Below are 23,974 nucleotides of genomic sequence, written 5' to 3'. Positions count from 1 at the left end.
ACGCCTTTCGGTCAGCCGCCTCCCGGGGGTGTCGCCATTCCCTCCAGCGTGCGTTGCGATGGGAGAGTACGGTGGTGACATATGCGGCATCGCGCATACGTCGAGGTTCCGGGTCACGAGAGGCCGCTTGCCATGAGCAGGAGCGACACCGAGCGTCATGACCACGAGCACGTCGGTGACCACGAGCTTGGTGGTCAGGAGCACGACGACCATGGGCACGATGACCATGGGCACGACGGGCATGGGCACGGTGGCCACGCTCACGGTGTGGCCGCGGATGCCGACCGGCGCTGGCTCACGCTCGCGCTCGGCCTGATCGGGGTCTTCATGGCCGGCGAGGTCGTCGTCGGCCTCCTCGCCCGGTCCCTTGCGCTGCTCTCCGACGCCGCGCACATGCTGACCGACGCCGGTGCCATCGTGCTCGCGCTCGTGGCCATGCGGCTGGCGGCGCGGCCGCCGAAAGGGGGGTACACCTTCGGCTTGAAGCGGGCCGAGATCCTCTCGGCGCAGGCCAACGGGCTCACCATGATCATCCTTGGCGGCTGGCTCGGCTTCGAGGCGATCCGCCGGCTCATGCACCCGCCCGAGGTCGCCGGCGGGCTCGTGCTCGTCACGGCGCTCGCCGGGATCGTGGTCAACCTCGCCGCGGCGTGGGCGATGTCACGGGCGAACCGGTCCAGCCTCAACGTCGAGGGCGCGTTCCAGCACATCCTCAACGACCTGTTCGCGTTCATCGCCACCGCGGCCGCCGGCCTCGTCATGGTGCTGACCGGCTTCACCCGGGCCGACCCCATCGCCACCCTCGTCGTCGTGGTGCTGATGTTCAAGGCCGGGATCGGGCTCATCCGCGCGTCCGGGCGCATCTTCCTCGAGGCGGCCCCGACCGGCATCGACCCGCCCGCGCTGGGGGCGCGGCTGGCGGCGGTCGGCGGCGTGGTCGAGGTCCATGACCTGCACGTCTGGGAGATCACCTCCGGCGAGCCGGCCCTGTCCGCCCACGTGCTCGTCACAGCGGGCCGCGACTGCCACGCCGTGCGCGCCGCCATCGAGACCATGCTGCGGCAGGAGTACCGCATCACGCACAGCACGCTCCAGGTCGACCACGCCGGCACCGGTCCCACCGTGTTCACCGGCCGCGAGGCGAGCCTCGGCGGCCCCCACTGCGAGGACTCGCACGGCGTCTCGTACCGCTCGCCGGCGGCCTCCTGACCCCGCGGCCGCGCCGGAACCCTGGACATCTCCCGCACGACCATGCCAACATCTAGGTTGTCTAGATGACTTGGAGGACGTGTGGTGAAGGCGCCCCTGTACGTGCGGATCGAGCGGGAGCTGCGCACGCGCCTGACCGGCGCCCGGCCCGGCGACGCGCTGCCGGCCGAAGCGGTGCTCGCGGAGGAGTTCGGCGTCGCGCGCATGACCATGCGGGCCGCGCTCAACGCGCTCGAGGCCGACGGGCTGATCGAGCGAATCCAGGGCCGGGGGACGTTCGTGCGGCAGCGGCCCGCACCCCGCGCCGCCGGCACCCTCATGAGCTTCCAGGACCAGGTCCGCAGCTGGGGCCGCACACCCTCGTCGCGGCTGGTCGAGGCCGAGGTCCGGGCCGCGTCCGGCGAGGAGGCGGCGGCGCTGGGACTCACCGCGGCCGCGCCCCGCGTGGTCTCGATCGTCCGCGTGCGGATGGCCGACGGGACGCCGCTCGCGGTGGAGTACGCCTGCTTCCCCGCCCACCTGACCGCGCTGCTCGACGCCGACCTCGAGGGCGGGTCTTTGCACCGCACGCTGCACCGTCTCGGGCTGCGCCCGACGCTGGGCTCCTCGACCCTGACGGCCCAGCCGGCCGGCCCCGACGGCGACCGGCTCCAGGTGCCCGAGGACGAGCCACTGCTCGTCGAGACCAGGCTCATCGTCGACCAGGAGGCGGCGCCGCTGGAGTACACGATCAGCCGTTATGTCGGCTCCCGCTATGCCCTGCGGGTCACGTTCGACGTGCAGGCACCCGCATGAACGTCGCCAAGATGATCGACCACTCGCTGCTGCGCCCCGAGCTGACCACCGCCGACGTCCGGCACGGCTGCGAGATCGCGGCCCGCCGCGAGGTCGCCTCGGTCTGCGTCCGCCCGTCGGACGTCCCGCTCGCCGTGACCGCCCTCGCCGGCACCGGCGTGCTCGTCGGCACCGTGGCCGGCTTCCCGCACGGCGACACCACGACCACCGTCAAGGCGGCCGAGACCCGGGCGCTCGTCGAGGCCGGCGCCGACGAGATCGACATGGTCCTGCACATCGGCCGGCTCCGCGACGGCGACACCGGCTACGTCCACGACGACATCGCCGCGGTCGTCGCCGCCGCCCAGGGCCGGATCGTGAAGGTCATCCTCGAGAACGCGTACCTGACCGACGAGGAGAAGGTCACCGGCTGCCGCCTCGCCGAGCGCGCCGGCGCCCACTTCGTGAAGACCAGCACCGGCTTCGCCCCCGGCGGCGCGACCCTGGCCGACATCCGGCTCATGCGGGCCACGGTGTCCCCGTCCATCGAGGTCAAGGCCGCCGGCGGCGTCCGCACCCTCGACACACTGCTGACCCTGCACGAGGCCGGCGCCACTCGCTTCGGCGCGACCGCCACCGAGACCATCCTCGACGACTTCGCCGCCCGCACATGACCTGGATCGCATCCGCGGCGACCCTGCGCGGCGACCGCGCCACCAACCAGGACCAGCTCGTCGTGGTCGACGGCGCCGCCGCGGTCCTCGACGGCGCCACCTCCTGGCTGCACACGTACGACGGGCCGGACCCCCGCGACGGCGGCTGGTACGCCCGCACCCTCGGCCAGGCCCTCACCGGACGCCTGCCCGGCCACGGCACACCACTCGCCGACATCCTCGCCGACGCGATCGCGCACGTCCGCGACACCCACGGCCTGCGGCCCGGCGAAAGCCCGTACAGCACCGCGACGATCGCCCGCTGGAACACCGAACGCGCGGACCTGCTCGTGCTCGGCGACAGCCCGGCCGTCATCCGCTGGACCTCCGGCCGCACCGAGCTCGTCGGCGACGACCGGCTGGCCGCCACCGCCCCCGCCGAGCGCGCCGCCTACCGCGAGCACCTCCGCGCGGGCCGCGGCTTCGACCCCGGCTTCGCCGCCCTCATCGCGTCCGTGCAGCGCACCGAACGGCGCAGCTTCAACCGGCCGCACGGCTTCTGGGTCGCCGAGGCCGAGCCCGCCGTGGCCCGGCACGCCGTCGAGCGCAGCTTCGCGATCGGCGACCTCGCCGCGCTGGTCCTCATGTCGGACGGGGCTGCCGCCGGGGTGTCCGATTACGAGCTGACCGACTGGGGCGGGCTGGTCGACGAGCTGCGGGACCACGGCGTGGGGGCCTGGCTGCGGCGGGTCCATGCGACCGAGGAGTCGGACTTGGACGGGTGGCGGTGGCCGCGCACGAAGCGGCACGACGACAAGACCGCCGTCGAGGTCGCCGCTTGCCCCACGGCCGGATGACTCACCGTGGTGCGGGCTCAGCCTGCCCAGGGTGATGGTCCCTGTCGGAGTACGGTGAGGGGGCTCGGGTCGGTGCCCGGCCAGATGTCGATCTGGTAGCTGAGATAGTCGCCTGGCTCCTCTGGGTCGGAGCCTGCGGGTGGAGCTGAGGGTACGTAGGAGACTCGCGCACGGTACCGGCCGGGCGTCACGGTCAGCGCGTGTTCGGGAGCGCCCGGCTGTGTGCAGCCCACGATTGATGCGACCCCGGTCGGGACATCGAGGTCGGCCTCCACGACGTGCTCGGCGTCGGCGATCAGTTGCGGCGGGCTGGTGTGCACCGCCAGAACCGTTGCGACGAGGTCCTCACGTGCTGTTCCCACCGAAATCGAATGCGGTTCCAGTCCGATCCGATGTACCTGGACAGCGTCGTGAGTCCAGCCACCTGCCGGACGATCGGGGTCCATCGCCGCGCCGGCGCGCATAACGCGGTCGTGAGCATCAGCATCCTGAACGTAGAACTGCGCGTACTCGGCGAACAAAACGATGTGCCGCAGTTCGATCACTGCCGCATCGTAGTACGGCGGCGACGTCCACAGTCCGGATCATTCGTGAGGGGCGAGCAGCGCCCGCAACCGCGTGTCGGCCCCTCGGCGGCGCATCGCGGCGTTCGCCGCGCCGAGCGCCCCGGCATGCCGGAACGGGATGCCGTCCCCGTCGCCGAGGCACCCATCGGCCTGTCTGGAAGCGGCATCGGACGGACACGCCGGCACCATAGCGAGGGCTGTGGCTCATTCGGCGTCGTGCATGACCAGGCCGAGCGCGTAGCGGGTGCCGCCGCGCACGACGCTCACGCCGTGGCGGACGGGGGCCGCGGTCCAGCCTCGGGCCGAGCGCACCGGGCGGTCGCGCGTGGTGAACGCCAGGCCGTGGCCCCGCACCAGGGGGACCGTCGTGCCGCGGGACTGGGCCCGCGGGCGCTGTTCGACCAGCATGAACTCGCCGCCGGTGTAGTCGGTGCCGTACTCGCTCAGGCCGATCACCACCTGCAGCGGGAAGACGAGATCGCCGTACAGGTCGCGGTGCAGGGCGTTCCAGTCGCCGGACTCGTAGCGCAACAGGATCGCGGTCGAGCGGCGTTGCCCGGCCTCGTGGCACATCGCGGTCCACTCGTCCAGGGTGTCGGGCCACGGGGCCGGGCGCCGCAGGCGGGCGGCCCAGTCGCGGGCGATCGGCAGCAGCTGCGGGTACAACTGCTGCCGTAGTTCTTCGATCAGCGCCGGGTAGGGGCGCCGGAAGTATTTGTAGCGGCCGGAGCCGAAGCGGTGGCGCGCCATGTCGACGGTCGAGCGGAAGTGTTCGTCGTGCTCGAACAGCGCGGCGAGCTCGCGGCAGTCGGCGTCCTCGAGCAGCCGGCCGATCGGCGCGCAGCCGACGTCGTCGAGGCCTGCGGAGATGGTCACGCCCCCATCGTGTCGCGGGCGGGGACCTGCTGGCTTGCGGGAATCGGACTTCGCATCGGATCCTGCATCGGGGCGGCGGGCTCGCGCAGGGTGCGCGCCACGAGCCAGCTCGCGACCGGCAGGACGATCAGCGGCGCCAGTGCGGCCTGCAAGGACGAGCGATCGGCGACGGTACCGATGAGCGGGCTCGCGACCCCGCCGACGCTCACCGCCAGGCCGAGCGTGACGCCGCTCGCGGTGCCGACGCGCGAGGGCAGGTAGTCCTGCGCGAGCGTGATCTGCAGCGAGAACGGGACGTACAGGCCCGCCGAGGCGAGCGCGACGAACACGAAGAAACACGGCCCGGGGACGACTACGACACCCGCGACGGCCACGGCGACCGTCAGGTACGACCATCGCAGCACCGCCACGCGGCTCCACCGGTTGGCCAGGCGGCTGCCCAGCACCGTGCCGACCGCGCCGCCGAGGTACAGCAGGAACAGCGCGACGCTGCCCGCCCAGGCGCCGCCGGATGTGCGTTGCTGCGCGTAGAGGGCGATGAACGCGCTCAGACCGACGAACACGATCGATCGCAGGATCACCACGAGGGACAGCCGGACGAACGCGGATCGGTCGTCGGTGCGCGAACGCGCGGCGCCGAGCGCGTCGGTCTGCGCGTTTCGGCGCAGGGCGCGCAGGACCGGCAGGCACAGCGCGCTCCCGGCGAGGGCGGGCACGAGCAGCAGCGGCGAGCGGTGCAGGCCGCCGGTGCCGACGACGGCCGCGGTCACCAGCGGCGCGACCGCGAAGCCGAGGTTGCCGCCGAGTGAGAAGGTGCCCATCGCCGTGTGGCTGCGGCCGCTCACGAGCCGGGCGATCCGCGCGGCCTCGGGGTGATAGGCGGCGACCCCGAGGCCGGAGACGGCCACGCAGGCGAGCGTGACGGGGTACGACCCGCTGAGGCCGGCGGCCGCGACGCCCAGGCCGCCGAGGAAGGTGCTCAGGGGCAGCAGCCAGGGCAGCGCCCACCGGTCGGTGAGCGCGCCGAACGCGGGCTGGGCCACCGAGGACAGCAGCGAGGCGGCGAGCACGATGCCCGACGCGGCCGCGTAGCCGTAGCCGCGCTCGGCGACGAAGGCGGGTACGAGCGCCGCCACCGTGCCCTGGTAGATGTCCACGCACGCATGCCCGAGCGCCAGCAGGAGCATCGACTTGTTTCGCGACATCCTCCGATGGTCGCGGCCCGGCCCCGTGTCCCGCTTCCGATAGACTGCCAAGCAATGACGAACATCCGCCACGTGCCCACGGCGCCGACCCGGGTCCAGGCGCTCCCGCGTGGCGGCGAGATCGACGCGCACCGGCACGACGAGAACCAGATCGCGTACGCGGCCCGGGGCACCCTCGCGATCACGACCGACCGGGGCTCGTGGATCGCCCCGGCGACGCGCGCGATCTGGGTGCCGGCCGGGACCGTCCACGCGCACCACGCGCACGGCGAGCTCGAGCTGCACCTGCTCGGCCTGCCCGCGACGGTCAACCCGCTGCGGCTGACCGAGCCGGGCGTGCTCGCCGTGGGGCCGCTGCTGCGGGAGCTCATCGTCGAGTACACGCGCCCGCCGCACGACGACACGCCGCAGCGGCGCCGGCTGCGCGCAGTGTTGCTCGACCAGTTGCGCGCGGCCCCGCAGCAACCCGTGCACCTTCCGACACCCGGCGACGCACGGCTGCGCGAGCTGTGCGCGATCCTGCGGGCGAATCCGGCCGACGATCGCACCCTGGCCGCGCTCGGCGGACAGGTCGGCGCGAGCGATCGCACCCTGACGCGGCTGTTCAAGGCCGACCTCGGGATGACGTTTCCGCAGTGGCGCACGCAGCTGCGGCTGTACCACGCCCTCGTCCTGCTGGCGGAGCACACCCCGGTCACGACCGTCGCGCACCGGTGCGGCTGGTCGTCGACGAGCGCGTTCATCGACGTGTTCCGCCAGGCCTTCGGGCACACCCCCGGCCGCCACAACCGCGAGCGGCCGGGGTCACCCTGACGGTCAGCCGCTCGCGAGCGGGTCTTCGCCGGGGCGGAACGGGCGGACCATCGCGTCCAGCAGTGAGTGCTCGTCGTCGTCGCCGCCGAGGTGCCACGTGAAAGCGCCGCGCAGGCCGTGCTCGGCGGCGAAGGCCGCGCGCTCCCCGATGGACTCGGCGTCCTCGTAGGAGACGAACGTGCGGGTCTGCGGGTGGTACAGCCACGGCGAGCGGGCCTCCGGGTGCCGGTGGCGCTCCCAGGCCGGATCGGGCAGCAGGTCCCGCGCGATGTCCCGGTAGTCGCCGACGTGCACGGCGCCGGCCTGCGGCTGGAACAGGCCCGGCGGCTCCGCGCGGAAGCCGCGGCCGTAGAACGGCACGCCCAGCACGAGTTTCTCCCGCGGCACGCCCTGGCTCTCGTAGTGGTCGACGGCGTCGGCCACCTCGGGCAGCGCGGCGTTGAAGGTCGCGATCGGCGAAAAGACGGTGCCGAAGTCATACGTCATGAGGCACACGAAATCGAGCAGCCCGGCGAACGCCTCGAGCTCGTAGCTCTCCGCCGGGTCGTAGGGGCCCGCGGACTGCAGGCGCCCCGCGGGCAGGGCGGCGGTCAGCAGCCGGTCGGGGCCGAGGCGGTCGCGCAGCTCCCGGGCGAGCAGGGTGGCGTTGCGCCGGTCCTCGGGGCGGTGGACGACCTCGGCCGGGCCGCCGGAGACCGGGAACTCCCAGTCCAGGTCCACGCCGTCGAAGCCGGCCGCCAGGGTCAGGCACTCGTCGGCGAACGTCGCCCGCGACGAGGCCGTGAGCGCTGCGTCCGAGAAGCCGTCCGCGGCCCAGCCGCCGACCGAGAGGATGACCTTCAGGTGCGGGTGGGCTTGGCGCAGGTACGCCAGGGCCGCGGGTGCGGCGGGCGGCAGGGTGAGGCGGCCGCGCTCGATGGTGGCGAAGGCGTAGAAGAGGTGCGTCAGGCGGTCGGCGGGGATCGCCTCGATCGGGCCCGAGTAGTAGTAGCCGCCCAGGACGGTACTCGTCGGCATGTGGTGCTCTCCCTGGTAGCGCGGGGTTTCCGTACGCCGACAGCGTACGGAAACCCCGCGCCGGCTCAGTTGACGGCGAAGACGGTCAGGACGGCGGCGTGGTCGGACGGCCAGGCGTTGCCCGCGGGGTTCGACTGGGACGGGGTGCCCTCCCACAGCGCGTCCGAGGACAGCACGGTCAGCGGGCCACGGTAGTGGACGAAGTCGATGCGGTCCTGCGGCTCGGGCTCGCCGGTGTGGGAGTCGTAGCCGTAGCCGCCGGCGAACGTCTTGTCCACCGGCGACCAGGTGTTGCCAGGGCTCAGGGCGGGGTTCGGGTGCGCCTGGCGGTACGAGTCGGTCATCCCGGCGCCGGCCGGGGCGGTCGACGTGGGCCACGGCACGTTGCCGTAGCCGCAGCGGGAGTTCCCGGCCGTCCAGTCCAGGTGGGACGGCGCGTTGAAGTCGCCGGTGAGCAGCACCGGGGTGGTCGCGGACGCGGCCAGGTCGGAGGCCATCGCGGAGATGACGCCGTTGATCTGGCCGGTGCGGCCGGAGGATGCCTCGCGGTCGAGGAGCTGCTGGACCGTGAGGTGGCCGAAGCAGGCGTCGTAGGGGCCGTACGGGGTGTACCCGAGGTGCGCGTTCCACAGCCGCAGCGAGCGGGCGCCGAGGTCGACGCGGGCCGCGACCGCCACGCCGGCGGTGGTGGGGGTCGTGGCGGTGATCGGGTAGCGGCTCAGCACCGCGACGTCGGCGTTCTGGTACGCCGACCAGCCGAGCGCGTTGGCGATCGACTGGGCCACGCCGTCCTGGTTCTCCTGGATGCCGACGACGTCGACGTCGCGTTCGAGCAGGAACTTCATGACCTTCTCGGGCCCGTTGTCCACGACGGTGGCGCCGTGCCACAGGTTCCAGCTCAGCACGCGCACCTGCGGGACGAGCGCGCCGGACTGCACCCGGATGGTGACGGTCGCGTTCGCGGTGCCGCCGCTGGTCGTGGCGCGGATGCCGACGGTCGCGGTGCCGGCCGCGGTCGGGGTGCCGGTGACCGCGCCCGTGCCGGAGACGTTCACCCAGGCCGGCCCGGAGGTCTTGGCGAAGGTCAGGCCCGCGGTGTTGCCCAGCACCAGCCCGCCGACGGTGGCCGAGTACGCGGTGCCGACCTTGGCGTTGCGCAGCGTGAACGCCGCGGTCGGGAAGTGCGGGGTGCCCGTGCCGGAGATGCGCAGCGGGACCGGTTGGGCGAGCCAGGTGTACCCGTCGTTGTAGAGGTAGTACACGATGTAGTCGCCGGGCAGGAGTCCGGTCGTGGGCAGCGATGCGGTGCCGCTCGCGCCGGCCGTGTAGGTCCACTGCTCACTCTGGCCGACGAAGACCTGGTTGACCGGGCCGTTGCCGGGGTTGTGATAGAGGCCGATCCAGTTCTTCGCGTTCGGTTTCGTGGTGGCGTACGACACCTGGATCGGACTTCCCGCGGGCACTGTCGTCGAGGCGAGTGTGAGGGATCCGGTGAGCTGGAGTTTGACGGGCTGGGCGAGCCAGGTGTACCCGTCGTTGTAGAGGAAGTACAGGACGTACGCGCCGGGGGCGAGTCCCGCGGTGGGCAGGGTGCCCGAGCCGCTGGCCGACGGGGCGTAGGCCCACTTCGTCGACTGCCCGACGTAGACCTGGTTGACCGGCCCGTTGCCGGGGTCGGAGTAGAGGCCGACCCAGTTCTTCGCGTTCGGGGTGGGCGTCGAGTACGTGAACCGGATGTCCTGGCCGGCCGGGACGGAGGCGGCGGCGAGGGTCCCGTCGGCCGCGGCGAACGCGGCGGACGGGGCGGGCACGACGGCGGCGAGCACCGCGAGCACGACGAGGAGGAGTCTTCGCACAGGATCTCCTGGGGATAGACGTTCGGCGATCACCTTGATCCTCGATGCCGTCTCGCCGCGGGCGCAATGCATGGCCAGCCAGACTGTCGATGAACTCTTCATGGGCGCGGCCGGTTGCCTACTGTCGGTTGATCGACTTCGAGCGGATCGCCGGGGCCTCGACCGACATCATGGTCGGCCATGTGGTTGTTGATTTCCCTCGGGGCGGTCGTGATCGGCACGATCGTCACCGTCAGTGGCATAAAGCGCATCAAGAGTTCCCGGAAGTTCCGCGCCCGGGCGGTCCGCGTCAACGGCATGGTGGTCGACAACATGTGGCGGCAGGTCGACGGCAGCGACGTCGCGATGCCGGTGTACGACTACCACACCCGCGAGGGGCACCCGATGCGCGCGACCGAGCAGGTCGGCACCAACCCGCCCCGCTACCGGCCCGGCACCCCGGTCGTCGTGCTCTACGACCCGGCCGAGCCGTACCGGGCCCAGCTGGAGGGCATGGCCGGCGCCACGAATGTGCTGCGCGGCGTGTTCGTCGTGATCGGCCCGCTGGTCGCCATCGTCGGCGTGGCCTCCCTGGCCATCAACCTGATGCTGTAACCCCTCCGGCTCCGGCAGTCCCGGCGGACGACCCGCCGGGACTGCCGACCGGCCGCACCTCGGGCCCGTAGCGCCGCACGCAGAAGTCCGAGATGCGGGTCGCGAACCTCCCCAGTTCCCGCGCGGCGTGGTGCACGGGGTTCCATGCCGCGAACAGGTGTATCCGCAGCAGTCCGGCATCGGAGCGCACCCGCAGCGGGACCAGGTCGAACCTCGGGTCGTCCGAGACGATCGCGACGCCGCGGCCCGCGGCGGCCAGGGCCTGCGCCACCTGCGCGTTCGTGCACTCCAGCACGGCGCCGTAGGTCAGGCCCGCCTCGTCGACGGCGCGGTCGAGGATGATGCGCGGGCGGTACTGCTCGGTCATGAGGACGAGCGGCCGGTCGACGAGCCGGTGCAGCGGGACCTCGGCCTGAGCCGTCCACGGGTCGTCGCCGCGCACGTACGCCCAGATCGGCAGCACCGCGAGCGGGATGCTCGCCAGCCCCCGCGGCGGCCGGTTGGTCACGATCGCGAGGTCCGCACCGGACTGCAGCGCGGCCAGGGCGCCGCGCGGGTCCAGCTCACGCACGATCGGTACGGGATCGTGGTGCTCCAACGTCGCCAGAAACGGGGCGAGCACGTCGGTCAGCGTCGTCGTCGGCACGGCCAGGCGCAGCACGTCGAGCCCTCCGGCCGCCAGGTGCGCGGCGGCGCGCTCGACCTCGTCCGCCTGCACGAGCAGGCCGCGCGCCCTGGCCAGGAACTCCTCGCCGGCCGGGGTCAGCCGAAGTCGCCGGCCGGCGCGTTCGAACAGCGACAGCCCGATCCGCCGCTCCAGCTCGCGCAGCTGCCGGGAGAGCACAGGCTGGGTGAGGTGGAGCGCCTGGGCCGCCTTCGTGACCGACCCCTGATCGACGGTGGCGACCAGGTAGGTCAGCAGGCGCAGATCAATGCTCACCAGACATGATTCTAGTGCCGAACAGGTGTTGGACGGCATGGTTGGTGGCAGCCCACTATCAAGGCCATGGGCGATCTTGAGCGAACCCGGGTGACCACCGCCTGCACCGACGATGTGACCGCCTACATCGAGATGCTGAACCCGGCCGCCGCCGGCGGTGGTGTGTTCGCCGTGGAGAACCCCGCGACCACGAAGACCATCGCCCATGTCGCGGACGGCACCGCCGTCGAGGCCGCCGCCGCCGCGCACGCCGCCGCGGCCCGATTCCCGGCCTGGGCCGCGCTTCCGCCTCGCACCCGCGGCGAGCTGCTGAGCCGGACCCGTGAGCTGATGCTCCGCGACGCCGAGCAGCTGACCGCGCTGATCTGCGCCGAGAACGGCAAATCACACGCCGACGCGCGAGCAGAGGTCGAATACGCGGCGGAGTTCTTCCGCTGGTACGCCGAGGAGGCGGTCCGCTCCGGTGGGGACTACGGGCCGTCGCCGGCCGGTGGCACCCGCACGATCGTCACCCACAAGCCGGTCGGCGTCGCCGCGCTGGTGACGCCCTGGAACTTCCCGGCCGCCATGGCCACGCGCAAGATCGCCCCCGCACTCGCCGCGGGCTGCACGGTGGTGCTGAAGCCAGCCGCCGAAACACCGCTCACCGCCCTGGCGATCGCGCGGTTGCTCGGGGAGGCCGGCGTGCCCGCCGGTGTCGTCAACGTCGTCGCGGGCCTGGACGCCGCCGGGATCGTGACCACCTGGCTTCGGCATCCCGACGTCCGCAAGCTCTCCTTCACCGGATCGACCGGCGTCGGGCGGACCCTGCTGCGGCAGGCGGCGGACCGGGTGCTGAACACGTCGATGGAGCTCGGCGGCAACGCACCGTTCATCGTCACCGCGACCGCCGATGTCGCGGCCGCCGTCGACGGAGCGATGATCGCCAAGTTCCGCAACGGCGGTCAAGCGTGCACGGCGGCGAACCGGTTCTACGTGCACGAGAGCGTCGCGGAGCGGTTCACCGCCGGCCTCGGGGCGCGGGTGGAGGCGCTCACCGTCGGCCCCGCGCAGTCGGGCGCCGACGTCGGGCCGCTGATCTCGAAGCGAGCCCTTGCCGGGGTCACCGACCTGGTGGAGCAGGCCCTCGCCGCCGGGGCACGGCTGGCGTACCGGTCGCGGCCGGCGACCGCCGAGGGATACTTCTACAGCCCGGCCGTCGTCACCGATGTCCCGGCCGACTCCCCGCTCGTGCGCGAAGAGATCTTCGGGCCGGTCGCGCCGATCGTGACCTGGAGCGATCCCGAGCAGCTCCTGGCGATGGTCAACGACACCGAGTACGGGCTCGCCGCCTACGTGTACGGCGAACTCGGCGATGCGCTGCGGCTCGCGGAGCGTATCGACGCCGGAATGGTCGGCATCAACCGCGGCCTCGTCTCCGATCCCGCGGCGCCGTTCGGCGGTGTCAAGCAGAGTGGCATCGGACGCGAAGGGGCTCGGGCCGGCATCGAGGAGTACCTGGAAACCCAGTACTTCAGCATCGCCTGGTGAAGCCCGGGGACCTCGCGCTGTGCCCGGCGCCGGGTCACGGGCTGGGCTCGACGCCGGCGATGGCGATGCGCAGCAGCCGGGTGGCCAGGTCCGCGTCGCCCTCGGCCTGGATGGCGATGCCGTTGGCCAGGGCGAGCAGGTCGTCGACGGCGATCCCGGGGCGCAGCCGTCCGGCCCCGGCCGCGACCGTCGCGAGCTCGGCGGCCACATCCGCGAGGACGCCGTGGCAGCCGCTGGTCGCGGCCCCGGTCGGCCGCAGCGACACGGCGAGCCCGCGAGTGGTGGCGGTGTAGCGGGTCAGCTCCTCCAGCCAGGCCGTCAGCCCGTCGCCGCCCGCGGTCGCGCCGAGTTCCCGGCCGCGGGCCGCCAGCCGCTCGACGCCCTCCAGGAAGACCTCGGTCAGCAGGGCCTCGCGGGATCGGAAGTGCCGGTGCAGGGTGGCCGAGCCGACGCCGGCCCGGCGGGCGATCTCCTCGAGCGAGGCGGCGGCGCCGTCGCGGGCGACGATCTCGGCGGCGGCGGCGAGCAGGCGTTCGCGGTTGCGGCGCCAGTCGGCGCGCTGCGGGGTCTGCTGGCTGCTCATCGCGCTTGATCCTAGCCGCCGCTCGACAAACGGGGTACCACCCCATATCGTCGTGCCAACGAAACGGGGCACCACCCCGTTTTCTGGCGAGAGGAGTACCCCATGACCGTGTTGGTGACGGGCGCGACCGGCAATCAGGGCGGCGCGGTCGCCCGTGCCCTGCTCGACGCCGGGTGGCCGGTCCGGGCGCTGGTGCGCGACCCGTCGTCGGAGGCGGCGCTGCGGCTGGCCGCGGCGGGCGCGACGCTGGCACGGGGCGATCTCGACGACCCCGCGTCCCTGGCGCCGGCCGCGGCCGGCGCGACCGCGGTGTTCTCGATCGAGACGGCCGACTACGCGAACCTGATGGCCGACCACGAGGTCCGGCGGGCCCGCAACCTGGTGACGGCGAGCCGGGCGGCCGGCATCGACCGGATCGTGCACACCTCGGTGTCGGGCGCCGGCAACGAGGACCCCGGGGCGTTCGACGAGGAGCGGTGGGGCGCCTTCCCGGCCCACTACTGGCGCAGCAAGATCGAGGCCGAGCGAGTGGTCCGCGAGGCCGGCTTCGGCGCCTGGACCATCCTGCGGCCGGCCGGCTTCATGGAGAACCTGCGGCCGCCGTCACTGTGGTTCGCGGGCTTCACGTCGAACCGGCTGACGGTCGTCAACGACCTCGACGCCGTCCGCCCGTGGGTCGCGGTCCGGGACATCGGCGCGGCCGCGCTCGCGGCGCTCGCGGACCCGGGGCGCTTCCACGAGGTCGTGCTGGAGCTCGCGGGCGACGAGGTGTCCCTGCGCCGCGCGGCCGAGATCCTCAACGCCGTCCGGGCGGAGCCGATCGAGCTGCCGGACAGCCCGGAGCAGGCGGTCGCCTGGGGCGTCCCGCCGGAGCTGGCGAAGTCGCAGCGGCGGATGGACACCTACCCGGCCCCGGCCCGCCCGGCGATGGCCGCGGCGCTCGGCATCGCGACGACGACCTTCGAGCGGTGGGCCCGCTCGCACTAGAGATCCCAGCGAACACTCAGCTCGCAGTCGTACCGTCAGGTCGCATACATCCGGCGTTCATGTGAATGGAGCGGAGCATGGCAGATACGGCAACGGAGCAGACCTGGATCACCGACGACGACACCTCGCCCGTGGCACGACTGCGCCGGGCCGAGCTCCGCGTCGCCCACCTGGAGGGCCAGGTCGAGGCGCTGCAGACCCAGATCGCCGCGCTGGAGGCGGCCGACGAGCACCACCGGGCCGAGCTGACCACCGCGCACACCGAGGCCGCCGAGGCGACGGCCACCGCCCGCGAGGCCCAGGCCCGCGCCGAGGAGCGCCGCCTGCTCATCGACGAGCTCCGGCGGCAGCTCGCCGCCGCTGCCCAGGCGAGCGAGGCGCCCGTCGCCCCGGACACCAAGGGGAGCTGGCTGAGCCGCCGACGCTGAGATCCGCCGCGCAGGCAACGCGGACGCGCCCGGGACACGTCAATCGTCGTGAGAGGAATGGAGGGCCGATGCGGAGCGATGCCGAGCCCGATCCGCCGGACGACGATGGCGACCAGGGCGCGACGGAGGAGCTGGAGCAGTGGGCGCGGCGCCTGCTTGCCACCTGCGATGCGGTGACGCTGCTGCGGTGCCTCGCCGAGGTCGACCCCGATCCGTTCGCCCGGGGCCCGCTCGTCAAGGTCCGCACCGTCCGGCGCGTGATCACCATGCCGGGCGGCCGGCTCGTGGCCCTGGAGTTCCCGGCGATCCGCCGCCGGCGCGAGTGAAGTCCGCCTGCCCGGGGTGGCCGAATCGGCCGTTCCGGGCACGCGCGACCGCCATAATCCGGTCATGCGGGTGCTCTTCGACGACACGGTCCGGGTCCACTACCGGCAGCTCTACGTCGAGAGCCGCGAACCCGGAACGATCAGCCCCAGCGACCCGTTCGAGGCTTTCAGCATGCACAACGGAATGTGCGGCGCCGACATCCCCGGGTTCCTGTTCCTCCACACCGGCAAACACAGCGGCTACATCGCACTCCGAATAGAACGGCACGACACCGAACCGCTGCCCGACGATGTCTGGGAAGACATCGTCGAGGCATCATTCCGCCCCGCCACGGCTACCGTGCAACTCATGCAGTGGGCGGGGGAACGACGGTGGCCGCTCGACCTCGAACAGCAGCACTACCGGGTCCGGTACCACGCTTACGGCATGGACTTCAGCGAGGAGGGCTTCGACGAACCTGAAGAACCCGACGAGCACTATCTGCTGCAATTCTGGCCCGCACACCCCGAGCCGGACCGAGTCGTGCGCCAGCAGTCGAACACGGCCGAGCACTTCAACACCGACATGCCATGGTCCCCGAGACGCGGCCGAGACTCAGGGTCCTAGACGGCAAGCGGACGCCCTCGGCTCACCAGTCGCGCCACTCACCGGCCGCCTCGTCGACGCCGCGGCGTTCCAGCAGGGCCTCGACGTCGATGCCGGCCTCGGCCAGGACGTCTTCGATGTACTCGCTCAGCTCCTCCCGGGTCATGGTCTCGATGTGCTCGCCGAACGCCAGGTCGACGTCGTTGAGCGCTAGCACGACCCGTTCGACCGCGGCCCACACCGTCTCGTCCGTCGGTGGATCCAGGCTCGCGACCTCCTGCTCGTACGCCTCCAGGGCCGCGTCCACCGCGGCGACGAACGCAGGCGGGAAGAACGTCAGCGCGTACGCCTCTTCTCGCGGCATCGTCCCGGCTGCGACCGCCTCCTCCTGCTCCGCCGTCTCTCGCCGCCACCGATGGGTCAAACGCTCGATCATGGCGACAGCGTAGGCAGCGACAATCGATCCAGGCGTGCGCGGGCCGGCATGGCGAGCCGGCGGCCACAGGCGCGCAGGCCGGCGGCACGGTTCGGGCTGGGAACCGCGTCCGGGGCGCGGGCCGGGAGGTCGATCAGCACTTCCTGCGGCAGGGCCGCGCCGATGCGGGCCGCCGCCTCGCTCGGCAGACGGAACAGGGCGGGCTCGATCTGTACGGCGATGGCGTCCGGGCCGATCACCGCCGAATGGGTCTTTCCGGCGACGCGGTCGGCAGGCGCGCCGCGCCGGGTGCCGGTCAGCGCGGCTTCGCGGGGCGCAGCAGCCGGCGTGCCAGGCGGACGCCCTGGCCGGCCGTCAGCTCCGGCAGGTACGCGTGCAGCACCGCCCGGCCGATCGACGGCAGTGCCGCGGGGTCGGCGTAGGCGAGGTACAGCGGGCGGTACTGCGGCTGGAACTTCGCCTTGAACGCGAGCAGCGCCCGGAACCCGTAGACCGGCTCGAGGCGAGTCGCGGCCCGGTCCAGCAGGTGCGGCAGGCCCGTCGGCGGGGGCGGTTCGCGGTGGGCCAGCGGGGCGCCCGACAGGCTGACGTACTCGGCGCCCTCGTCGCGGAACTGCTGCGCGGCCGTCGCGATCAGGAACTCCATCACGCCGTTGGCGCCGCCGGGAACCCTGCGCATGACGTCCAGGGTCCAGGCGATGACGGCGCCGTCGCGGTACACCGGGAGCCAGCTCGTGATGCCGTGCACCCGGCCCGTCGCGTCCACCGCGAGCAGGCAGCGGACCTCGTCGTCGGCGAGTTCGGCCACGCCGCCCAGGGTGAAGCGCATCTCGGGCAGGCCCTTGGCGCCGGCCCACTCGGCCGACACGGCGCGGATCTGGGCGGCGATGGCGGGCGGGGCCTCGCGGAAGCGGTGCCACTCGGCGCGCAGCCCGTCGCGGGCGGCCCGGTTCAGCGCGGTGCGCACGTCCTGCCACTGGCGGCCGCGGAAGGTCAGGGTCGGCAGGCCCAGGCGGGTCTCCTCGGCGACCTGGACCAGGCTCCAGCCGCGGCCGGCCAGCGTCAGCGCGGTGTCCGCGTCGATGCTGTAGAAGCACGGCTTCCAGCCCCGGGCGAGACAGTCGCGGCTGAACTGGTCCAGCGCCGCCGCCCGGGCGTCCGGGGCGCCGACGGGGCCGCCCAGGGTGAGCGCTACCGACGACCGCACGCGGTAGGCGATGGTGGTGCGGCCGTCGGCGCTGAACCAGTAGGTGTTGCCGGGCCACGTGAGCATGTAGGACATCGCGTCGCCGCCGTGCTGGACGAGCAGCCGCCGGGCCCGGGCCGCGTCGGTGCCGCCCTCCGGGGTCCGGTCGCCGGCGTAGGTCCGCGCGATGCCGGTCAGCACCGCGAGCCAGGCGGCGGTGCCGGCCCAGCCGAGGAGCACCGCCGCGGCCGGCGTGCGGGCCACGAACGCCGGCGGGACGGCGTCGAGGTACCCCACCGGGAGCAACCGGGTCGGAAGGTCCAGCAGCAGTCCGGTGAAGGACGGGACGGGCTCGAAGTCGTACCGCAGCAGCCACCCGCCCCCGAGGTAGACCCCGCACGCGAGGAGGGGCCCACCGGCGCCGAACAGCCACGCCGCCCGCACCCGGCGGGGGTCCGAGCGCGCGGGGAAGTGCCGGCGCAGCGCGACGAGCAGCCCGGCGACGAGCAGCGGCAGGGTCACCGACGCGACGACGGCCACGGCCTCGGCCGCGTCGTCGAACGGGGCCCCGGGCGCGAGCAGCCGCGGCACCAGGTCGAAGGCGAGCGCCCCGGCCAGCGCGAGCACGAGGTTCGTGGCGACGGCCAGCCACAGCCCGAGCCGGCGCCCGCGGCGCAGCCCCTCGGCGGCGAGCAGGAGCAGCCCGGCGGGCAGGACGGACAGCAGCAGCGGGCCGAGCCCGTCGGCGCGCAGCTGGGCCACGAGCGAGCGGCACTGCGCGCTGAGCTCCGGGTCGGTGCACGCGGCCTGCAGGTCGGCGGGATCGGGCGGTGTCGCCAGCACGACGTACCGCAGCACGGCAAGCGGCCCCTCGGCGTGCGTGGCGAGCGTGGCCATGAGCGGGCCGACGGCGCACGCGGCGACCACGAGCGCGAGCAGCGTGCGGATCTCCGGCGCGCTGGGCGGCTCGGGCCGTGGACCCGTCCGGCGTCCCCGCAGCAGCGGGCCGATCGCCAGCCCGGCCCCGGCACCGAGCAGCGCGGCGTAGTCGGCGGGGCGGCCGGCGTACAGCGGCATCATGCACACGGGCACGAGCAGCAGCCGGATCCGCCGCCGCCACAACGGGTGCAGCACAGCGCTGCCGGCGAGGACCAGCCCCAGCACCGCGGGCAGCGGCCCGATCGCCCCCGCGGACCCGGGGAACCACCAGCCGGCGACGGCGAGCTGCAGCGCGACGAGCACCAGGGCGGCCCGCGGGGAGCCGAGCCGCCGTTCGATCGGCAGGCCGAGCGCCACCACGGCCACGACCGAGGCCAGCGCGGTGGCGGCCGGCATGGGCCAGAACGGGATGGTCGCGAGCACCAGCAGGCCGACCGGCACGCGGCGCAGGCGGCGCGTCATCGGGGCGCCTCCGTGGCAAGGCCGAGGCGTGCGGCCAGGATCGGCAGCGCCACCACCAGGCCGGTGCCCCAGACCGTCCAGCTGTGGTTGCCGGGCAGCTCCCACCACTCGACCCGCATCCCGGCAGCCTCGCAGGCGGCCCGCACGACCTTCGCCTGCGGCTCGTACTCGGCGTCGTCCCGCCCGGCCACGAGCAGCGCCACGGTGCCGGGGAAGCGCTGCGCGGCCATGATGTCGCGCGGGTTGACCCGGGCGAAGGCGGCCGCGTCGCCCCCGAACGCCGCGGCGACCGTCGACCGGCGATCCCCCAGCGTCGGCTCGGACTGCCCGGAGATGTCCAGCAGCGTGGGGAAGCGGTCGGGCCGGCGCACGCCGAGCTGCAGCGCGCACGTGCCGCCGTAGGAGTATCCGCCGACCGCCCAGCGCCGCGGGTCCGGGTCGACGTCGAGGTGCGCCCGCAGCCAGTCCGGGACGTCCTCGGCGAGGTAGGTCTCGACGTTGCCGAGTCGCGAGTCCAGGCACAGCGGGTTGGCGGTCAGCGCGCCGAGGGCGTCGGGCATGACGACGATCGGGGCGAGGCCGTCGTGCCGCGCGGCGAACTCGTCCATCACCTTCTCGACGTGGCCGCCGTCGATCCAGTCGCGGGGGGCGCCGGGCTGGCCGGCGATCAGCACGAGGACGGGCAGCTGGGGGCGGGGCTCGGACCAGTACGACGGCGGCAGATAAATCCATGCGGGCCGTGCCGCGAATCCGGATCGCGAGCCGGGGATCGGCGCGGTCATCAGCCGGCCCGTCGCGCCCAGATCCGCCGGGCGCCGCCACACCGGGGCCAGGCCGCGGGCGGGATCGGGGACGACCAGGCGGGGCGCGGCGGTGGTGTCGCCGAGGCCGACGGTGTTCGCGGGGCGCATCCCGAGGGCGGCGCGGAGGCTGTCGTACTGCCCGAACATCGCATTGATCTCCGACAGGCACCCGATCAGCGCGACCGCGGCGGCCACCGCGCTCAGCAGCCGCCGGCGCCCGCGCGCGCCGGGCCATCCGAGCGCGAACAGGGCGAGCCCGGCCAGCCCGCACCCGGCCCAGACGAGCACCATCGGCGGGAGGCGGTCCGGGAACGGCCGCCACACCCGGTCCACCAGGTGGCCTCCGGCCGCGGCCAGGGTCGCGGCGGCCGCGCAGCCGACCAGGGCCCGCCCGGGCCGGTGCCGCGCGACGCCGTGCAGCAGCAGGCCCAGGCTCGCGATCGCCGCCGCCGAGACCGCGAACGGCACCGGCCCGTGCAGCAGCGGCCAGTCCAGCGGCCGGCTCATCGGGCCCGCTCGCGCGGCGCCGACCGCCCCGGGTGCGCGGGCCTCGGCGCGTGGCAGTGCCAGGTCGTCCGCCGGCCCGGGGGAGCGGCCCGGTGCGACGGCCGCGCCGGGCCCGGCGAGCGGCGCTGGCACGGCGGCGTCGTGTAGTCGGTGCGCACCACGGCGGGCCCGGGCCGGACGGTGGCCGCCGTGGCGAGGTCGATGGCCGCGCCGAATGCGACCACCGCGCCGAGCAGCGCCGCCACCGTCCGAGTCCGCACGTCGTTTCCCCCAATGCGACGAGTACCCGCCTTAAGGACGTTGTGGCGGCCGCAAAGGTTCCCTCGGCCGGGCCGGCGCTACTCGAAGCGCAGGCCCTCGGGGCGCATCAGGCGGAACAGCGGCGGCAGGCTCGCCGCCGTGACCAGCAGGACCAGGGCCGCCGCGATGCCCGTGACGCCGGCGATGCTCGGCCAGTCGAGCCGGACCGGCTCGGAGACGATCTTCAGCAGGACCGCGCCGACGGCGATGCCCAGGGTGGCGGCGATCAGCAGGCCGAGCGCGACCGGTACCGCGGTCTGCCAGAGGATCGACAGGCCGATGGTGCCGCGGCGGGTGCCGAACGCGACGAGGGCGGCCAGGGTGCGGCGGCGGTCGCGGAGTTGCTCGATGGTGGCGACGAGCAGGCTGAGGCCGACGAGCAGCAGCACCACGGCGGTGCCCGCGTAGAGGCCGCGCTGGATGCTGGAGAAGGTCGCGTCGGTGCGCGTGGCGCGCAGGATGGACACGTCGGTCACGGGGTCGATGCGGGCGGCGGCGTTGCGGATCAGCTCGTCGGCGTCCGGGGCATTGGTGTCGTACCGGACGAAGGTCACGAACCGCTGGACGCGCCCGGCCGCCGGGGCGCGCGACGGGGTGAGCAGCAGGCCGGCGTGCTCCTGGCCGCTCGGGTCGGCGCGCACGGTGGCGGGCCGCACCGGGCCGGGAACGGTCCACGGCTCGGCGTCGTCGCCGAGGGTGATCCTCTGGCCGCCGAGGCTCGTCAGCTCGGGCGGCGTGTCCCCCACGGTCGCGGGGCTGATCGAGCCGATGCCGAAGACGTCGCCGTCGGCGCAGGAGGGCAGGTCGGCGAGCAGGCGCAGGGTGTCGCAGTCGGCGACGACGACCTCGAAGGAGTTGTCGCCGAGCTCGCCGAAGCCGCCGCGCAGGGTGTGGGAGCCGGAGACGATCGGCGTGGCGCGGACGGTGGCGTCGATGTCGGCGGCGGTGCGGGCGTGCGAGCCGTCGGTCGTGTAGGTGAGGAGCATGGCCTGGGCCCGGGCGACGTCGTAGTCGGTGCCTCTGGTGTACCCGTGCTGGGCGGCGGCGAAGAGCATCTGCAGCGCGATGGCGCCGGCCGCGGTGACCGCGATCGCGTTGACGGCCCGCACGGCGCTGTCGCCGGAGAGCTGGAGCCGGCGCAGGGCGAGCTGCCAGGCGAGAGAGCCGCCGCCGAGGCGGTGCACGATGCGGTCGAAGACCCAGGGCAGCAGCGTGGAGACGCCGATGAGCAGCAGGATGACGCCGCCGCTGACCTGCCACACGTTGAACGTCGCGGCCTTGGTGCCGAAGAGCGGGGCGAGCAGGGCCAGGCCGATGAGGGGCAGCAGGAGCCGCCACCAGACCCGGCGCCGGGTGCGGCTGGTGGCGCGGCGCACGACGCCGAGCGGTTCGACGACGACGCGGCGCAGCGCGAAGACGGTCATGAGGAGGGCGGCGAGCGGTACACCCGCGGCAATGAGCGCGGCCATGATCGGGCCCGGGGTGATGTCGGATCCGTAGACGCTCAGGCTGGCGACCTCGAACCGCTCCGCGAACGGGCGCGCGGCGACGAACAGCACGGCGCCGAGCAGCACCCCGAGCACGGCGCTGACGACGGCCTCGCCGGCCGCGATCCGGCGGGTCATCCAGGTGTCGGCGCCGACGAGCCGGACCGCGGCGAGGCGCCGGTCGCGGTGCTCGCCGCCGAAGCGGGTGGCCGCCGCGACGAACATGGCCACGGGCAGCAGCAGCGCGACGAGCACGACGACGGTGAGCAGCAGCAGGAAGGCGTCGAGCCGCTTGTTGGGCGAGTCGGAGCCGTAGTGGGTGACCCGCATGACGCGGGGCTGGCCCTCGGCGAGCGAGTCGCGGGTGCCGTAGAAGTAGAGCTCGTTCGGGCCGGAGAGGCCTTCCTTGCCGATGGTGCCGGCGATGGGCTGCGGGAACCGCTCGCGCAGCAGCCGGCCGTCCGGCGACTCGAGCAGGGTCTTCAGGGCGGGGGAGACGACGATCTGCCCGTCGGCGGGCCACGCGGTCACGCCGGGCGGCAGGATCGGGCGGTCGCCCTCGGCCTTGACGAAGCGGCCCTGGACGGACTTGTCGCGGTAGGAGCTGAACACCGGCTCGGACAGGATGCTCGTGGCGCTCGCGGCCGGTGTGTCGCCGTAGTGCATGTCGTCGCGGCCGTCGGTGCGGTGGTGGCGGCCGTCGAGGATGCCGGGCAGCGAGGCGGCCAGGAGCAGCACGGCCACGCCGAGCGCGACCCCGGCGGCGGTGAGCGCGGTGCGGATCAGGCCCTCGCGGCCGCCGCTGAGGGCGAGGCGGGCGCCGAGGCCGAGCTGGCTGAGCTGCCGCCTCATCGGGCGCGCTCCAGGTCCAGGGCGCGGCCGTCGCGGACGACGATCTCGCGGTCGGAGTAGGCGGCGACGCGGGGTTCGTGGGTGACGAGGACGACGGCGGCGCCGGTGTCGCGGGCGGCTTCGGTGAACAGGCGCATGACGCGTTCGCCGTTGAGGGAGTCCAGGGCGCCGGTGGGTTCGTCGGCGAAGACGACGCGGGCGCCGGTGACGAGGGCGCGGGCGACGGCGACGCGCTGGCCCTGGCCGCCGGAGACCTCGCCGGGGCGTTTGGCGGTGACGTCGTCGATTTCGAGGCGGTGCAGCCAGTCGCGGGCGCGTTGTTCGGCGTCGCGGCGGCGCACGCCGTCGAGGCGCAGGGGCAGGGCGACGTTTTCGAGGCAGGTGAGCTCGGGGACGAGCTGGCCGAACTGGAAGACGAAGCCGAACTCGCCGCGGCGCAGGGCGCTGCGGCGGGTGTCGGACAGGGCGGAGAGTTCCTGGTCGCGGTAGCGGACCCGGCCGGCGTCGGGGCGGATGATCCCGGCGAGGCAGTGCAGCATCGTGGACTTGCCCGAGCCGGACGGGCCCATCACGGCGACGATCTCCCCGGCCGCGACCGACATCGAGGCCCCGGCGAGCGCGGCGGTGGACCCGAACGACTTGTGCAGGTCCTCGGCGGACAGCAGCGGGGTCATCGGCGGACATCCTTGGCGAGGTCGTCGAGGCGGGCGGTGGTGAGCTCCAGCCAGCGGAGGTCGGCCTCGAGGTGGAACAGGGCGTGGTCGCAGATGAGCTGGTCGGAGAGGTCTCCGACGGCCTTGCGGCGGGTGAGCTCGCGCATCAGCCGCAGGTGCTCGGCCCGCTGGGTGTCCAGGACGTCGGCGGCGGGCCGGCCGGTGGACAGGGCGAGGACGACCTTCATGTACAGCGTGCTCTGCAGGTATGGCTCGGGCTTCTCGGGCTGGGCGAGCCAGCGTTCGACGTCGGCGACTCCGGCATCGGTGATGGCGTAGCGCTTGCGGTCGGGGCCCTCGCCGGACTCGACGGAGTCGACGGTGACCAGGCCGTGCTTGAGCAGCCGGGACAGGGTCGCGTAGACCTGGCCGTAGGCGAGGGGCCGGTCGGCGCCGAAGCGCTCGTCGTAGGCCCGCTTCAGGTCGTACCCGTGGCGGGGGCGGGTCTCGAGCAGCCCGAGGAACGCTTGACCGATGGACATGCCAGCG

The 23,974-nt window shown here is 73.7% G+C and carries 26 protein-coding genes; 11 read left to right on the top strand and 15 right to left on the bottom strand.

Annotated elements, in window-relative coordinates; genetic code table 11:
• Nucleotides 1-267 precede the first annotated feature (267 nt).
• The 4 genes from AC6JBM_RS19495 (at nucleotide 268) to AC6JBM_RS19480 (ending at nucleotide 3,493) form a co-directional block, all read left to right on the top strand.
• Nucleotides 268-1,209 carry a cation diffusion facilitator family transporter gene (locus AC6JBM_RS19495; protein ID WP_497985013.1) on the top strand — a complete coding sequence of 314 codons (942 nt, stop codon included), beginning with the start codon at nucleotides 268-270 and terminating at the stop codon, nucleotides 1,207-1,209.
• A gap of 84 nt (nucleotides 1,210-1,293) precedes the next feature.
• On the top strand, nucleotides 1,294-2,004 hold the full coding sequence (locus tag AC6JBM_RS19490) for a GntR family transcriptional regulator (RefSeq protein ID WP_497985012.1): 711 nt from the start codon (nucleotides 1,294-1,296) through the stop codon (nucleotides 2,002-2,004).
• Nucleotides 2,001-2,657, top strand: coding sequence for a deoxyribose-phosphate aldolase (deoC, locus tag AC6JBM_RS19485; protein ID WP_497985011.1), 657 nt, complete (start codon nucleotides 2,001-2,003; stop codon nucleotides 2,655-2,657). The genes AC6JBM_RS19490 and deoC overlap by 4 nt, the downstream gene beginning before the upstream one ends.
• Nucleotides 2,654-3,493, top strand: a complete 840-nt coding sequence (locus AC6JBM_RS19480) for a hypothetical protein (RefSeq protein WP_497985010.1) — start codon at nucleotides 2,654-2,656, stop codon at nucleotides 3,491-3,493. Before deoC ends, AC6JBM_RS19480 begins: the two co-directional genes overlap by 4 nt.
• A 17-nt stretch (nucleotides 3,494-3,510) precedes the next feature.
• Here the strand turns inward: AC6JBM_RS19480 and AC6JBM_RS19475 are convergent, their stop codons facing one another.
• From AC6JBM_RS19475 to AC6JBM_RS19465, 3 genes are all read right to left on the bottom strand, one after another.
• Complete coding sequence (locus AC6JBM_RS19475; protein ID WP_497985009.1) at nucleotides 3,511-4,038, bottom strand: hypothetical protein; 528 nt, start codon at nucleotides 4,036-4,038, stop codon at nucleotides 3,511-3,513.
• A 225-nt stretch (nucleotides 4,039-4,263) separates the two neighbouring features.
• A complete protein-coding gene (locus tag AC6JBM_RS19470) occupies nucleotides 4,264-4,935 on the bottom strand; it encodes a 2OG-Fe(II) oxygenase (protein ID WP_497985008.1) in 672 nt (223 codons plus the stop codon).
• Nucleotides 4,932-6,140 (bottom strand): MFS transporter, encoded by a 1,209-nt coding sequence (locus tag AC6JBM_RS19465; RefSeq protein ID WP_497985007.1) that lies wholly within the window; start codon nucleotides 6,138-6,140, stop codon nucleotides 4,932-4,934. The genes AC6JBM_RS19470 and AC6JBM_RS19465 overlap by 4 nt, the downstream gene beginning before the upstream one ends.
• 54 nt (nucleotides 6,141-6,194) lie before the next feature.
• Between AC6JBM_RS19465 and AC6JBM_RS19460 the strand changes: the two genes are divergently transcribed.
• Nucleotides 6,195-6,953, top strand: coding sequence for an AraC family transcriptional regulator (locus AC6JBM_RS19460; RefSeq protein ID WP_497985006.1), 759 nt, complete (start codon nucleotides 6,195-6,197; stop codon nucleotides 6,951-6,953).
• A 3-nt stretch (nucleotides 6,954-6,956) separates the two neighbouring features.
• Here the strand turns inward: AC6JBM_RS19460 and AC6JBM_RS19455 are convergent, their stop codons facing one another.
• Together AC6JBM_RS19455 and AC6JBM_RS19450 are read right to left on the bottom strand one after the other, a co-directional pair.
• Entirely contained in the window at nucleotides 6,957-7,970 is a 1,014-nt protein-coding gene (locus tag AC6JBM_RS19455) for a glycoside hydrolase family 18 protein (protein ID WP_497985005.1), read from the bottom strand.
• 65 nt (nucleotides 7,971-8,035) lie between these two features.
• Nucleotides 8,036-9,826, bottom strand: coding sequence for an endonuclease/exonuclease/phosphatase family protein (locus AC6JBM_RS19450; RefSeq protein ID WP_497985004.1), 1,791 nt, complete (start codon nucleotides 9,824-9,826; stop codon nucleotides 8,036-8,038).
• Between the two features lie 180 nt (nucleotides 9,827-10,006).
• Between AC6JBM_RS19450 and AC6JBM_RS19445 the strand changes: the two genes are divergently transcribed.
• Nucleotides 10,007-10,420 (top strand): DUF3592 domain-containing protein, encoded by a 414-nt coding sequence (locus AC6JBM_RS19445; RefSeq protein ID WP_497985003.1) that lies wholly within the window; start codon nucleotides 10,007-10,009, stop codon nucleotides 10,418-10,420.
• Here the strand turns inward: AC6JBM_RS19445 and AC6JBM_RS19440 are convergent.
• Nucleotides 10,404-11,360 carry a LysR family transcriptional regulator gene (locus AC6JBM_RS19440; RefSeq protein ID WP_497985002.1) on the bottom strand — a complete coding sequence of 319 codons (957 nt, stop codon included), beginning with the start codon at nucleotides 11,358-11,360 and terminating at the stop codon, nucleotides 10,404-10,406. The genes AC6JBM_RS19445 and AC6JBM_RS19440 overlap by 17 nt on opposite strands.
• Nucleotides 11,361-11,426: 66 nt before the next feature.
• Between AC6JBM_RS19440 and AC6JBM_RS19435 the strand changes: the two genes are divergently transcribed.
• Entirely contained in the window at nucleotides 11,427-12,890 is a 1,464-nt protein-coding gene (locus tag AC6JBM_RS19435; protein ID WP_497985001.1) for an NAD-dependent succinate-semialdehyde dehydrogenase, read from the top strand.
• Between the two features lie 34 nt (nucleotides 12,891-12,924).
• On the opposite strand, the gene AC6JBM_RS19430 is transcribed toward AC6JBM_RS19435, so the two are convergent.
• Nucleotides 12,925-13,473, bottom strand: a complete 549-nt coding sequence (locus AC6JBM_RS19430) for a TetR/AcrR family transcriptional regulator (protein ID WP_497985000.1) — start codon at nucleotides 13,471-13,473, stop codon at nucleotides 12,925-12,927.
• A gap of 102 nt (nucleotides 13,474-13,575) precedes the next feature.
• On the opposite strand from AC6JBM_RS19430, the gene AC6JBM_RS19425 reads away from it, so the two are divergent.
• The 4 genes from AC6JBM_RS19425 to AC6JBM_RS19410 all read left to right on the top strand — a co-directional run bounded on the left by AC6JBM_RS19425 (nucleotide 13,576) and on the right by AC6JBM_RS19410 (nucleotide 15,821).
• Complete coding sequence (locus AC6JBM_RS19425; protein ID WP_497984999.1) at nucleotides 13,576-14,460, top strand: NmrA family NAD(P)-binding protein; 885 nt, start codon at nucleotides 13,576-13,578, stop codon at nucleotides 14,458-14,460.
• 77 nt (nucleotides 14,461-14,537) lie between these two features.
• On the top strand, nucleotides 14,538-14,888 hold the full coding sequence (locus tag AC6JBM_RS19420; protein ID WP_497984998.1) for a hypothetical protein: 351 nt from the start codon (nucleotides 14,538-14,540) through the stop codon (nucleotides 14,886-14,888).
• Between the two features lie 68 nt (nucleotides 14,889-14,956).
• Complete coding sequence (locus tag AC6JBM_RS19415; protein ID WP_497984997.1) at nucleotides 14,957-15,214, top strand: hypothetical protein; 258 nt, start codon at nucleotides 14,957-14,959, stop codon at nucleotides 15,212-15,214.
• A 64-nt stretch (nucleotides 15,215-15,278) separates the two neighbouring features.
• Nucleotides 15,279-15,821 carry a hypothetical protein gene (locus AC6JBM_RS19410; protein WP_497984996.1) on the top strand — a complete coding sequence of 181 codons (543 nt, stop codon included), beginning with the start codon at nucleotides 15,279-15,281 and terminating at the stop codon, nucleotides 15,819-15,821.
• A gap of 22 nt (nucleotides 15,822-15,843) precedes the next feature.
• On the opposite strand, the gene AC6JBM_RS19405 is transcribed toward AC6JBM_RS19410, so the two are convergent.
• The 8 genes from AC6JBM_RS19405 to AC6JBM_RS19370 all read right to left on the bottom strand — a co-directional run bounded on the left by AC6JBM_RS19405 (nucleotide 15,844) and on the right by AC6JBM_RS19370 (nucleotide 23,967).
• Nucleotides 15,844-16,236, bottom strand: coding sequence for a DUF5713 family protein (locus AC6JBM_RS19405; RefSeq protein WP_497984995.1), 393 nt, complete (start codon nucleotides 16,234-16,236; stop codon nucleotides 15,844-15,846).
• Nucleotides 16,233-16,475 carry a hypothetical protein gene (locus AC6JBM_RS19400; RefSeq protein WP_497984994.1) on the bottom strand — a complete coding sequence of 81 codons (243 nt, stop codon included), beginning with the start codon at nucleotides 16,473-16,475 and terminating at the stop codon, nucleotides 16,233-16,235. The genes AC6JBM_RS19405 and AC6JBM_RS19400 overlap by 4 nt, the downstream gene beginning before the upstream one ends.
• A gap of 56 nt (nucleotides 16,476-16,531) precedes the next feature.
• Nucleotides 16,532-18,823, bottom strand: a complete 2,292-nt coding sequence (locus AC6JBM_RS19395; RefSeq protein WP_497984993.1) for a phosphatidylglycerol lysyltransferase domain-containing protein — start codon at nucleotides 18,821-18,823, stop codon at nucleotides 16,532-16,534.
• Nucleotides 18,820-20,133, bottom strand: coding sequence for an alpha/beta hydrolase (locus AC6JBM_RS19390; protein ID WP_497984992.1), 1,314 nt, complete (start codon nucleotides 20,131-20,133; stop codon nucleotides 18,820-18,822). The genes AC6JBM_RS19395 and AC6JBM_RS19390 overlap by 4 nt, the downstream gene beginning before the upstream one ends.
• Nucleotides 20,130-20,393 carry a hypothetical protein gene (locus tag AC6JBM_RS19385; protein ID WP_497984991.1) on the bottom strand — a complete coding sequence of 88 codons (264 nt, stop codon included), beginning with the start codon at nucleotides 20,391-20,393 and terminating at the stop codon, nucleotides 20,130-20,132. The genes AC6JBM_RS19390 and AC6JBM_RS19385 overlap by 4 nt, the downstream gene beginning before the upstream one ends.
• A 78-nt stretch (nucleotides 20,394-20,471) precedes the next feature.
• Nucleotides 20,472-22,772, bottom strand: coding sequence for an ABC transporter permease (locus tag AC6JBM_RS19380; protein ID WP_497984990.1), 2,301 nt, complete (start codon nucleotides 22,770-22,772; stop codon nucleotides 20,472-20,474).
• Nucleotides 22,769-23,446: an ABC transporter ATP-binding protein gene (locus AC6JBM_RS19375; RefSeq protein ID WP_497984989.1), complete on the bottom strand. Its 678-nt coding sequence runs from the start codon at nucleotides 23,444-23,446 to the stop codon at nucleotides 22,769-22,771. Before AC6JBM_RS19375 ends, AC6JBM_RS19380 begins: the two co-directional genes overlap by 4 nt.
• Entirely contained in the window at nucleotides 23,443-23,967 is a 525-nt protein-coding gene (locus tag AC6JBM_RS19370) for a PadR family transcriptional regulator (RefSeq protein ID WP_497984988.1), read from the bottom strand. Before AC6JBM_RS19370 ends, AC6JBM_RS19375 begins: the two co-directional genes overlap by 4 nt.
• Between the last annotated feature and the right edge of the window lie 7 nt (nucleotides 23,968-23,974).

It is taken from the genome of Dactylosporangium thailandense (assembly GCF_059739745.1).
This window is presented reverse-complemented; position numbering and strand designations above follow the sequence as displayed.